Origin of the sequence: Pseudomonas sp. IPO3749, assembly GCF_013386605.1 — a bacterium.
Taxonomy (GTDB): domain Bacteria; phylum Pseudomonadota; class Gammaproteobacteria; order Pseudomonadales; family Pseudomonadaceae; genus Aquipseudomonas; species Aquipseudomonas azotoformans_A.
Window position 1 is genome coordinate 17,145 of record NZ_JACARN010000122.1, and the last position, 10,623, is coordinate 27,767.

General features: G+C 60.5%; 10 protein-coding genes and 1 pseudogene. 6 read left to right on the forward strand and 5 right to left on the reverse strand.

Going from position 1 to position 10,623, the window contains the following annotated elements:
* Positions 1–26 precede the first annotated feature (26 nt).
* Complete coding sequence (locus HX812_RS30925) at positions 27–1,964, forward strand: ATP-dependent DNA helicase RecQ (protein ID WP_038845160.1); 1,938 nt, start codon at positions 27–29, stop codon at positions 1,962–1,964.
* A gap of 22 nt (positions 1,965–1,986) precedes the next feature.
* Positions 1,987–2,418 (forward strand): thioesterase family protein, encoded by a 432-nt coding sequence (locus HX812_RS30930; protein WP_038845158.1) that lies wholly within the window; start codon positions 1,987–1,989, stop codon positions 2,416–2,418.
* A gap of 25 nt (positions 2,419–2,443) precedes the next feature.
* Here the strand turns inward: HX812_RS30930 and HX812_RS30935 are convergent, their stop codons facing one another.
* The 4 genes from HX812_RS30935 to HX812_RS30950 all read right to left on the reverse strand — a co-directional run bounded on the left by HX812_RS30935 (position 2,444) and on the right by HX812_RS30950 (position 7,295).
* Positions 2,444–2,923, reverse strand: a complete 480-nt coding sequence (locus tag HX812_RS30935; protein ID WP_016979058.1) for a glycine zipper domain-containing protein — start codon at positions 2,921–2,923, stop codon at positions 2,444–2,446.
* Between the two features lie 202 nt (positions 2,924–3,125).
* Positions 3,126–5,474, reverse strand: a complete 2,349-nt coding sequence (locus tag HX812_RS30940) for an FdhF/YdeP family oxidoreductase (RefSeq protein WP_038845155.1) — start codon at positions 5,472–5,474, stop codon at positions 3,126–3,128.
* Positions 5,471–6,310, reverse strand: a complete 840-nt coding sequence (gene fdhD / locus HX812_RS30945; RefSeq protein ID WP_038845154.1) for a formate dehydrogenase accessory sulfurtransferase FdhD — start codon at positions 6,308–6,310, stop codon at positions 5,471–5,473. Before fdhD ends, HX812_RS30940 begins: the two co-directional genes overlap by 4 nt.
* A gap of 97 nt (positions 6,311–6,407) precedes the next feature.
* Positions 6,408–7,295, reverse strand: coding sequence for a LysR family transcriptional regulator (locus tag HX812_RS30950; protein WP_038845153.1), 888 nt, complete (start codon positions 7,293–7,295; stop codon positions 6,408–6,410).
* Positions 7,296–7,427: 132 nt separating this feature from the next.
* Between HX812_RS30950 and lysM the strand changes: the two genes are divergently transcribed.
* Positions 7,428–7,868: a peptidoglycan-binding protein LysM gene (gene lysM / locus HX812_RS30955; RefSeq protein WP_016979062.1), complete on the forward strand. Its 441-nt coding sequence runs from the start codon at positions 7,428–7,430 to the stop codon at positions 7,866–7,868.
* A 108-nt stretch (positions 7,869–7,976) separates the two neighbouring features.
* On the opposite strand, the gene yrfG is transcribed toward lysM, so the two are convergent.
* Positions 7,977–8,639, reverse strand: a complete 663-nt coding sequence (gene yrfG / locus HX812_RS30960; RefSeq protein WP_038845150.1) for a GMP/IMP nucleotidase — start codon at positions 8,637–8,639, stop codon at positions 7,977–7,979.
* An 87-nt stretch (positions 8,640–8,726) separates the two neighbouring features.
* Here yrfG and nudE point away from each other — a divergent pair, with 87 nt between their 5' ends.
* From nudE to HX812_RS30975, 3 genes and pseudogenes are all read left to right on the forward strand, one after another.
* Positions 8,727–9,293: an ADP compounds hydrolase NudE gene (gene nudE / locus HX812_RS30965; protein WP_038845148.1), complete on the forward strand. Its 567-nt coding sequence runs from the start codon at positions 8,727–8,729 to the stop codon at positions 9,291–9,293.
* Entirely contained in the window at positions 9,290–10,126 is an 837-nt protein-coding gene (gene cysQ / locus HX812_RS30970) for a 3'(2'),5'-bisphosphate nucleotidase CysQ (protein WP_038845145.1), read from the forward strand. The genes nudE and cysQ overlap by 4 nt, the downstream gene beginning before the upstream one ends.
* A 303-nt stretch (positions 10,127–10,429) precedes the next feature.
* Positions 10,430–10,623: pseudogene (locus HX812_RS30975) on the forward strand (IS110 family transposase); the annotation flags it as partial.

The following is a 10,623-nucleotide window of genomic DNA, read 5'->3' on the forward strand; positions in this document are numbered from 1 at the left end:
TTCAGCGGTCAACGGAGTGACAGCCTATGCACGACACCCTCCAGCAGGTTTTTGGTTATCCACAGTTTCGTCTGGGTCAGGAAGAGACGGTCAGCGCCGTGCTGGCCGGCCGTTCGGCAGCGGCTATTTTTCCAACGGGGTCGGGCAAGTCCCTGTGTTATCAGCTGTCGGCGGTGCTGCTGCCGCACCTGACGCTGGTGGTGTCACCGCTGTTGGCGCTGATGCAGGACCAACTGGGTTTCTTGCAGCGCCACGGTATTTCGGCGGGCAGTATCGATTCGGCCCAGAGCCGCGAGGACGCCAATGACGTGATGGCCCGCGCGCGTTCCGGCGAGTTGAAGATTCTGATGATTTCCGTTGAGCGCCTGAAGAACGAGCGCTTTCGTAACTTCCTGCAAAGCGTGCAGATCTCGCTGTTGGTGGTGGACGAGGCGCACTGTATTTCCGAGTGGGGCCACAACTTCCGTCCGGATTATTTGAAGCTGCCGGACTACCAGCGTCAGTTCAATATCCCACAAGCGCTGCTGTTGACGGCTACAGCGACGCCTAAGGTGATTGCCGACATGCAGGCGAAGTTCGCCATTGCACCGGACGATGTGGTCACCACGGGCTTTTACCGGCCCAATCTCAACCTGTTGGTGGAGCCGGTCAGCGGTGCGGACAAGCGTCGACGGTTGGTGCAATGGATGGGCGAGCGCGCCGATCAGCCGAGTATCGTCTACGTCACCCTGCAGAAAACCGCCGAGCAGATTGCCGAGCATTTGAACCGCAACGGCATCCAGGCCGAGGCCTATCACGCCGGTTTGCCTCACGATAAACGCGAGGGAATCCAGCAGCGTTTCATGGGCGGGCGCTCCAATTGCATCGTCGCCACCATCGCGTTTGGCATGGGCATCGACAAAAGTGACATCCGCAATGTGGTGCACTTCGACCTGCCCAAATCCATCGAGAACTACAGCCAGGAAATCGGCCGCGCGGGGCGTGATGGGCAACCGTCCGATTGCCTGGTGCTGGCCAACCGCGACAGCCTCAATGTGCTGGAAAATTTCGTGTACGGCGATACGCCGGAGCAGGAGGGCATTCGCCGGGTGCTCGACGAGTTGCAGGCCGCGCGAGGCGATGGGCAGTGGGAGTTTTTGCTCAGGTCTTTGTCGGACCACAGCAACATCCGCGAGCTGCCGCTGAAGACGCTGCTGGTGCAGTTGGAGCTCAAGGGCGTGATTGCGCCGCGTTATGCGTTTTATGCCGAGTACCGTTTCAAGTACCTGATCGAACCCGAGGCTTTGCTCGCACGTTTTACGGGTGAGCGGCAGCAGTTTGTCGCGGCGATCATCCAGGTGTGCAAGCGGGCCAAGACCTGGGCGACGGTGGATTTTGACGCGCTTTATCAACAGCACAATGCCGAGCGTAGCCGGGTGGTGAAGGCGCTGGATTACTTCCAGGAGCAAGGCCTGATCGAGCTTGAGAGCAAGCAGATGACGGAGGTCTACAGCTTACTTGATACCGATTTTGATCCACAGGCGCTGAGCACCGAGTTATACACAGGCTTCAAGCAGCATGAGGTGGGTGAGGTTGCACGGATTCACGCCATGCTCGATCTGTTCGCCACCGAGCATTGCCTGGGTCAACGCCTGGCGCAGTATTTCGGCGATGAAAACGCGCCCCAGCGTTGCGGGCATTGCTCGGTGTGCCACGGCCACGTTGCGCACCTTCCGCCACCGCCAGGTTTGCCGCCGCTTGTGGATAAAAACTTCATGGGGCTGTGCGGTGATTTTATCCACAGGCATCATGAACATACTGGCCACTTGCCTGGGGCGGAACGCCTGACGCGTTTCCTCGGCGGCATCAGCGTGCCGTTGTTTACCAAGTTGAAGGCGCGGGGTATTCCGGGCTTTGCTGCGCTGGAGGATTATCCGTACGCCGAGGTCCGCGAGTGGGCCCAGGCTCATCTGAATGACCTGTAAACCCATTTCACGAGACTTGCCCATGTCTGATTCAGTGCCACAACGCGCCGATTACCCGCACTTCCAGCCGATCATTACGCGCTGGCACGACAACGATGTGTATGGTCATGTGAACAACGTGACTTACTACAGCTTTTTCGACACGGCGGTGAATACCTACCTGATCGAGCAAGGTGGGCTGGATATTCATGACGGTGAAGTGGTGGGATTCGTGGTGAGTTCGGCGTGCGATTATTTCGCGTCGATTGCCTTTCCCGAACGCATCGAGATCGGCCTGCGGGTGGGCAAGCTGGGCAATAGTTCAGTGCAGTACGAATTGGCGGTGTTCAAGCAGGGTGAAGAAGAGGCCTGTGCGGCGGGGCGCTTTGTGCATGTGTTTGTGGAGCGGGGTTCGAACCAGCCGGTGACGATTCCGGGGACGTTGCGCGAGGCGTTGCAGCGGTTGGTGGTGTAGACGCGAACGCCTACACCCTCAGGCCTTAGCGGTGACGGTAGTGATGCTTGTTCTTGCGATGGCCATAGGCATGACCGCGCCCGCGGTGATCATCGCGGTCATAGCGACGGTTATCACGTCCACGGGAGCGACGATCATCGTCATCGCTCTTGTTGCCCATGTAGTTACCCAGCGCGCCACCAGCACCGCCGCCGGCCGCTGAGCCGATCAGTGCGCCAGTGCTGCCGCCGACACTGCGGCCCACTACGTTGCCACCGGCCGCGCCCAAGGCGCCACCAATGGCCGCTTCGCCACGGCTGCGTTTGTCCGCACCCACCGCGCTGCCGCCTGCACCGCCCAGGGCTGCGCCAATGGTCGAGCCGGTGTTGCCGCCGATCGACTGGCCAACAACCGAGCCTAGAACCCCGCCCAATGCGCCGCCCACACCGGCTTCGGTGGTGCCACCGGCCATGGCTGCGCCACTGACCAGGCCAAGGGACAACAAGAGAATCGAGGAGAACTTCATTAGGGGAGACCTCAAGGGGATGACGGCGCGATCCTGAGGCTGTATCGGGGTGGTGACAATAGAAATCCGACCAGTAACACGAGTTGTACACAATTCGCTAAGTTACTGTTTTTGTTGGGGAACTTAAGTTGTTTTTGTGGGTCATTAACTACTTCGGAATGGCCGCTTTTATGCAAAAGCGGCCTTTTTTGTGCCCGAAGATTTATGCAGAGCGCGCCATGATCAGCCCATTGTCACTCGCCGCTTCCAAACGGATCGCCACGAACTTCGACGTCGGCGTATGGCTGCCATCCCCTGTGCTTTCCAGCGGCACCAGTGGGTTCACTTCCGGGTAATAGGCCGCAGCCTGTCCAGCCGGAATATCAAACGCCAGCAGGGTGAAGCCCTTCACGCGGCGCTCGCGACCGTCTTCCCACAGCGACACGATGTCGGCCTTCTGTCCCGGCTTGAAGCCCAGGCGGATGATGTCGGCTTCGTTGACGAACAGCACGTCACGCTGGCCCTTGACCCCACGGTAGCGGTCGTCCAGACCATAAATGGTGGTGTTGTACTGATCGTGGGAACGCATCGATTGCATGATCAGGTCGGGCACACGACCGGTCGCATGAGTGCGTTCGTGGATCAGGTCCTTGGGCAGGATGTTCGGACGGAAGTTGGCGCGGCCCGACGGGGTGTTCCAGCGACGTGCACCGGCAGAGTTGCCCAAGTAGAAACCACCCGGATTCTTGATCTTCTCATTGAAGTCCTTGAAACCCGGAATGGTGTCGGCGATCAGGTCGCGGATGCGCCCGTAATCGGCCACCAGCCAGTTCCAATCCACCGGTTTGCTGCCCAGGGTGGCGGCAGCGATACCGGCCAGAATCGCAGGCTCTGACTTCATCAGCTTCGACAGTGGCTGCAACTGGCCGTTGGAGCCGTGGACCATGCTGAACGAGTCTTCCACCGTCACCGCTTGCGGGCCGTCGGCCTGGATGTCGATGTCGGTACGGCCCAGGCACGGCAGGATCAGCGCGTCTTTGCCGTGCATCAGGTGGCTGCGGTTGAGCTTGGTGCTGATCTGCACGGTCAGGTCGCAATTACGCAGGGCTTCGAAGGTGCGCGGGCTGTCCGGCGTGGCTTGGGCGAAGTTGCCACCCAGGCCGATAAACACCTTGGAGCGGCCTTCAAGCATGGCGTGAATCGCTTCGACCACGTTGTGGCCATTGACGCGCGGCACCTGGAACTGGAAGCGCCGTTCCAGGGAGTCGAGGAACGCCACGGGCGGACGTTCGTTGATGCCCATGGTGCGGTCGCCCTGCACGTTACTGTGGCCACGCACTGGGCACAGGCCGGCGCCTGGGCGGCCGATGTTGCCGCGCAGCAGCATCAGGTTGGCGATTTCCTGGATGGTCGGCACCGAATGGCGGTGCTGAGTGATGCCCATCGCCCAGCACATGATCACGTTCTTGCCTTTGGCGTACATGCGCGCCGCTTGCTCGATCTCCACCAGGGTGAGGCCGGACTGTTCGACGATTTCATCCCAGGAGGTGTCGTCGATCTTGCCCAGGTAATCCAGCACGTTGGCGGTGTGTTCGTTGAGGAAGTCGTGGTCAAACACGGCTTCTTTGCCTTCGGCCTGCGCCTGGCGTTCCCACAGCAGCAGGAACTTGGCCATGCCGCGCAGGATGGCCATGTCGCCACCCAAGGCCGGGCGGAAGTAGGCGGTGTTGGTCGGTTTGTCGCCGTTGGTGAGCATTTCCAGCGGGTGTTGCGGATGCTGGAAGCGTTCCAGGCCGCGCTCTTTCAGCGGGTTGATGCACACAACCTGGGCGCCACGCTTGACCGCCTCGCGCAGCGGTTCGAGCATGCGCGGGTGGTTGGTGCCGGGGTTCTGGCCCCAGACGAAAATCGCATCGGCGTGTTCGAAGTCATCAAAGGTCACGGTGCCTTTGCCGACGCCCACGCTTTGCGCCAGGGCAACGCCGCTGGCTTCGTGGCACATGTTCGAACAGTCGGGGAAGTTGTTGGTGCCGTAGGCGCGCACGAACAGCTGATACAGGTACGCCGCCTCGTTGCTGGCGCGGCCCGAGGTGTAGAACTCGGCCATGTCCGGGCTCGGCAGGGCGTTGAGGTGCTTGCCAACCAGGTCGAAGGCCGCTTCCCAACTGATGGGCGTGTAGCGGTCGGTTTCAGCGTCGTAGCGCATCGGCTCGGTCAGGCGGCCTTGGTATTCCAGCCAGTAGTCGCTTTGCTCCAGCAGGGCCGTCACGCTGTGTTTGGCGAAGAATGCCGCGTCGACGCGACGCTTGGTGGCTTCCCAGTTCACCGCCTTGGCGCCGTTCTCGCAGAACTTGACCATGCCGCTTTCCGGCGAGTCGCCCCAGGCGCAACCGGGGCAGTCGAAGCCGCCGTTCTGGTTGGTCTTGAGCATCATGCGCAGGTTTTTCAGTGCGTTGTCGCTGGTCAGCCAGGCCTGCGCCACGCTGATCAGTGCGCCCCAGCCACCCGCTGCGCCCTTGTAGGGCTTGTAGCGCGGGGTGGGGGTTTGGTCGGCTTGGTGGTGCTGGCTCATGGCTGGTTCTCCATCGCAGGGCTGTAGACCCGCGGCGCACTTTTCTGCGGCAGGTGGATGAGATTGAGGTTATGTCGGCGGGCCCATTGCAGGGCCAGTCCGGTGGGTGACGACAGGCTGACCAGGGTCTGGATGCCCGCGCGCAGGACCTTCTGGATCAACTCCAAGCTGCAACGGCTAGTAACAATCGCCAGGCCGCCTTCGGTCGGAATCTTTTGGCGGATCAAGGCGCCGATCAATTTATCCAGGGCGTTGTGCCGGCCGATGTCTTCCCGGCCAAGCAACAACTCGCCCTGGCTGTTCATGAACACGGCCGCATGCACGGCGCCGCTGTATTGGCCCAGGGGCTGAAAGGCGCTGATACGTTGGCGCAGGCCATCCAGCCACTCGGCGGGCGGCAAGGGCGCGCCGGGCAATACCTGTAAGTCTGGCAGGGCCTGTTCAACGGCTTCCACGCCACACAAACCACAGCCGCTGGTGCCAGCCAACTGGCGGCGCTGCTGCTTGAGGTTCCAGAAGGCGCGGCTGGAGATCTGCACCTGAGCGTATTGGGCTGAGCCCGAGCCGCTGAGTTTCAGATCATAAATATCGCTAACGTCGGCGATAATGCCGCTACCGATGCTGAAACCGACAATAAAGTCTTCCAGGTCCGTCGGCGTCACCAGCATCACCGCTTGGCTGATGTCGTTGTAGGCAATCGCCAACGCCACTTCTTCCGCCAAGGCTGTGCTGGCGGATTCTGTGTGTTCGAGATTGCAATACTGGTAGCTCTGGCTGGCGGCGGGCGCTGGCGTTTCGAGAGCGGGCGCCGCGCAGACTGGGCGCTTGGCGTTCATGGGGCAGTACCACCGGCGGATTGATCAGTGTTTAGACTAGGCGCGACAAAGCGTCGCGTCTAATTGCCAGTACTGATCTACCGATAGATGACGTCGATCAAGATTCGTTTTGCGATTTCTGATACAGCGCGAAACACGCCTCCGCCAGTGCTGAGCGTGGAGCGCTGCGGCGCATGATCAGCCCCAGGCGTGCGAGGGTGTGGGCGTCTTCGATCGGCTGCAGGCGCAGGTGTTCGGTGAGTGCGTCCAGGCCCCCATCCAGCGGCATCACCGCGCAACACAATCCACCGTGCACGGCTTGTAACAATTGATGGACGGCGTCGGTCTGCAGCAACGGTTGCGGGTTGAGCCCACGGCTGTGGAAGTTGTGGTCGATGGATTGGCGAAAGTGCATGCCGCTGGTGAGCATGCCCAACGGCAGTTCGATCAGCGCCTCCCAGCTCAACGGCGTGTCACCGAAACTGAAGAAGCGCTGGTCGTAGAGCAGGCCCATGCGGGTTTCGCCCAAGGCCAGCGAGTCGAAGCGCTCGTTGTCCAGGCGTTCCAGGTAGGACACGCCTAGGTCCAGCCGGTTACTCGCCAGTTGTTCCAGGATCTGCTCCGAGCTGAGGGCCGACAGCTCGAAGCGCAGGCTTGGGTGTTCTTTATGCAGTTGCTGCATCAATGCCAAAGGATCAAAGCTCGACAGCGGCACCACGCCCAGGCGCAACGTACCCACCAGGTTGCCGCGACAAGCCGCCGCCTCGGCCTGCAGGCCGTCATACGCCGCCAGTACCGTGCGTGCCCACGCCAGCACGCGCTCGCCGGGTGCGGTAAAGCCTTCGAAGCGCTGGCCACGATTGACCAATGGCAGATCAAGCTCTTCCTCAAGGTTGCGCAGGCGCATCGACAGGGTCGGCTGGGTGATGTGGCAACGCGCCGCCGCCTGGCCGAAGTGACGGGTTTCGTCGAGGGCGATGAGGAATTTCAGCTGTTTGATGTCCATCTTCGCTCCAGGGCTTATTCCAATGGCGGGGGGATTCTAGCGCGTTTGGGTCTTTGGCCGGGCCGGAACCCAAATCCGTAGGACTGGTCTAGTCTTGGGCATCTGGAAATCAAAACCCAAGGAGAGCGCACTATGAGTATTTTTAGCTTTGTAAAGGAAGCGGGCGAGAAGTTGATTGACCTGCTGACTCCGGGTAACGCCAACGCGAGTGAGGACCTGAAAAAACATATTGAGAAAGTCGGCCTGGGCAATCCAGACGTTCACGCCACCGTCGAGGGCGACAAGGTCACGCTTACCGGGACAGTTGCCAGTCAGGAAGAGAAAGAAAAAGTCCTTCTTGCGGCAGGTAATATCGCCGGTGTGGCCAGTGTTGATGACCAGATCACCGTATCCGGCCCGGCCGTGGCTGCCGCCCGTTTCGTCGTGGTGAAAAAGGGCGACACCCTCAGCGCGATTTCCCTGGCGGTGTATGGCAACGCCAACCAGTACAACAAAATCTTCGAGGCCAACAAGCCGCTGTTGTCGCACCCGGACAAAATTTATCCAGGGCAGACACTGCGTATTCCTGAGTAAAACGCAGAGCAAAATGTGGGAGCGGGCTTGCCCGCGAAAGCGGAGTGTCAGTCACTGGATGTGTTGCTGATACACCGCATTCGCGAGCAAGCCCGCTCCCACATTGGTTTAGAGCCCGGCAATGAGGTCGCGATAGTCATCCACCGCTGCGAACTCCGCCGTGTCCTTTGGCCCCTTCTGGCTGTCCGGTTCCTTCACCGCCAGCAAATGCCCCACGCCAAAGTCCCGGGCGCTACGAAGGATCGGCAGTGTGTCGTCAATAAACAGGCTGCGGGCCGGGTCGAAGTGGATGTCGGCTTGCAGGGCATCCCAGAACTGCGGGTTTTCCTTGGCGAAACCGTAGTCGTGGGAGCTGATCAACCGTTCGAAATACGGCGCCAGTTCAATGCGTTCCAACTTCAATGACAGCGAATCACGATGAGCGTTGGTGATCAGGATCACACGCTTGCCGGCCTGTTTGATTGCCGCCAGGAAGGTGTCTGCGTCCGGGCGCAGGGCGATCAGGTGGGCGGTTTCCAGCTTGAGTTCGCGTACCGGGATCTTCAGTTCCGCACTCCAGAAATCCAGGCAATACCATTGCAACTGTCCGGCGTTACGCTCGAACAGAGGCTGCAACTCCATTTGCGCCATGGCCCGGCTTACTCCGTGCAACTCGGCGTAGCGCTGGGGCAGGTGCTCCATCCAGAAGTGGTTGTCGAAATGCAGGTCGAGCAGGGTGCCGTCCATGTCCAGCAGGACAGTGTCGATGGCGTGCCAGGGCAAAGAGGGCATGGGGCGTTCTCATGTAAGTAAAGATATCCGACACAGACAATCGGAAAAGCCACGGTATAGTAACCCGATCACGCCAAGGAGCCGCTCATGCGCCAGAAACCCACCGTCCTCGCCCGCGAAATAGTCGCCAGTAGCCGTTTGTTCCGCGTGGAGGAAGTGCAACTGCGCTTTTCCAATGGCGTTGAACGGACCTACGAGCGTCTGGTGGGCCGCGGTGCCGGTTACGGCGCGGTGATGATCGTGGCGATGATCGACGCGGACCATGCGTTGCTGGTGGAAGAATACTGCGGTGGCACCGACGAATATGAATTGTCTTTGCCCAAGGGCTTGATCGAACCCGGCGAAGACGTACTGGCCGCCGCCAACCGCGAGCTCAAGGAAGAGGCTGGCTATGGCGCGCGGCAGTTGGAACACCTCACCGAACTGTCGCTGTCGCCTGGCTACATGAGCCAGAAAATCCAGGTGGTATTGGCCACCGATCTCTATGAAGAACGCCTGGAAGGCGATGAACCTGAGCCGATGCGTGTGGACCGGGTCAACCTGCGTGAGCTGTCGATGCTCGCGCAAAACGAGCAATTCAGCGAAGGCCGCGCCCTGGCCGCGCTGTACCTGGTACGAGACCTGTTGACCCAGCGTGGAGCGTTTAGCGCATGAGCGAACTGTTTTTAGGCCACCCGTTTATTGCCCCTGTGATCGAACTGGCTCGTCAGGCCGGTGAAGTGATTTTGCCGTACTGGCGCGCCGACGTGGCCGTGACCTCCAAAGCCGACGATTCGCCCGTGACGGCAGCGGATCTGGCTGCTCATCACCTGATCCTGGCCGGCCTGACCGCGCTGGACCCCAGCATTCCGGTGCTGTCCGAGGAAGACGCCGACATCGACCAGAGCGTGCGCGCTGGCTGGCAGCGCTGGTGGTTGGTGGACCCATTGGACGGCACCAAGGAATTTATCGCCGGCAGCGAAGAATTCACCGTGAACATCGCCCTGATCGAACAGGGCCGCGTGGTGTTCGGCGTAGTGTCGATGCCCACCAGCGGTCGTTGCTATTTCGGTGGCGCCGGCCTGGGCGCCTGGCGTTCGGATGTGAATGAGGCACCCAAGCAGATCCAGGTGCGCCAGGCACCGGCAGCGGGCGAGTCGTTTACGGTAGTGGCCAGCCGTCGGCATTCCAGCCCCGAGCAGGAGCGTCTATTGGACGGTTTGAGCGAAGGCTTGGGCGCATTGAAGCTGGCGAATATCGGCAGCTCGTTGAAGTTCTGCCTCCTGGCCGAAGGCAGTGCGGATTGCTACCCGCGACTGGCGCCGACGTCACAGTGGGATACCGCCGCCGCCCAGGGCGTGCTGGAAGGGGCGGGGGGCGAGGTGTTGGAGTTGAGCGGTGAACCGTTCAGCTATCCGGCGCGGGCATCGTTGTTGAACCCGTTCTTCCTGGCGTTGCCGGCCAAGGCTGCATGGCGTGAGCGGTTGCTGACGCTGGCCCGTTCCTGAGGCCACAGCAGATCAAACTGTGGGAGCGGGCTTGCTCGCGAAGGCGGAGTGTCAGTCACTGAATGTGTATCTGACACACCGCTTTCGCGAGCAAGCCCGCTTGTATGTTTAGACTTGAAGGGGTGGGCGGGACTAAAAGCCCGATTCCGACTCTAGCCAGTACGGACCGTGGGAGACTTCTCGTCCCATCCCTTCTACCCAAAGCGCCGATAAGGAATGCATCGGTAAAAACCGACGATAGAGGCAAGCCAGCGCTCCGGTAGACCCCGACAAGCATATAAACCCTAGCTTCGAGGATTCGTTATGACAATCCTTAACTCGCCAACGGTAGTGGGTATCGATGTGGCCAAGGCCGAAATCGTCGCTTACCGTGAAGACTTGGAAACCATTCAAATCGTCGCTAACGACCGAGGAACTCTTGGTCGCTGGCTCAAAACGCTGCCTGCGCAAAGCTCAATTGCCCTGGAAGCCACCAGCATTTATCACTTGGACACCGT

Excerpts from the sequence above, each read along its gene's own strand:
- yrfG (WP_038845150.1), bottom strand. The coding sequence starts at position 8,639 with ATGCCCTCTTTGCCCTGGCACGCCATCGACACTGTCCTGCTGGACATG.
- nudE (WP_038845148.1), top strand. The coding sequence starts at position 8,727 with ATGCGCCAGAAACCCACCGTCCTCGCCCGCGAAATAGTCGCCAGTAGC.
- cysQ (WP_038845145.1), top strand. The coding sequence starts at position 9,290 with ATGAGCGAACTGTTTTTAGGCCACCCGTTTATTGCCCCTGTGATCGAA.
- HX812_RS30950 (WP_038845153.1), bottom strand. The coding sequence starts at position 7,295 with ATGGACATCAAACAGCTGAAATTCCTCATCGCCCTCGACGAAACCCGT.
- fdhD (WP_038845154.1), bottom strand. The coding sequence starts at position 6,310 with ATGAACGCCAAGCGCCCAGTCTGCGCGGCGCCCGCTCTCGAAACGCCA.
- HX812_RS30935 (WP_016979058.1), bottom strand. The coding sequence starts at position 2,923 with ATGAAGTTCTCCTCGATTCTCTTGTTGTCCCTTGGCCTGGTCAGTGGC.
- HX812_RS30925 (WP_038845160.1), top strand. The coding sequence starts at position 27 with ATGCACGACACCCTCCAGCAGGTTTTTGGTTATCCACAGTTTCGTCTG.
- HX812_RS30940 (WP_038845155.1), bottom strand. The coding sequence starts at position 5,474 with ATGAGCCAGCACCACCAAGCCGACCAAACCCCCACCCCGCGCTACAAG.
- HX812_RS30930 (WP_038845158.1), top strand. The coding sequence starts at position 1,987 with ATGTCTGATTCAGTGCCACAACGCGCCGATTACCCGCACTTCCAGCCG.
- lysM (WP_016979062.1), top strand. The coding sequence starts at position 7,428 with ATGAGTATTTTTAGCTTTGTAAAGGAAGCGGGCGAGAAGTTGATTGAC.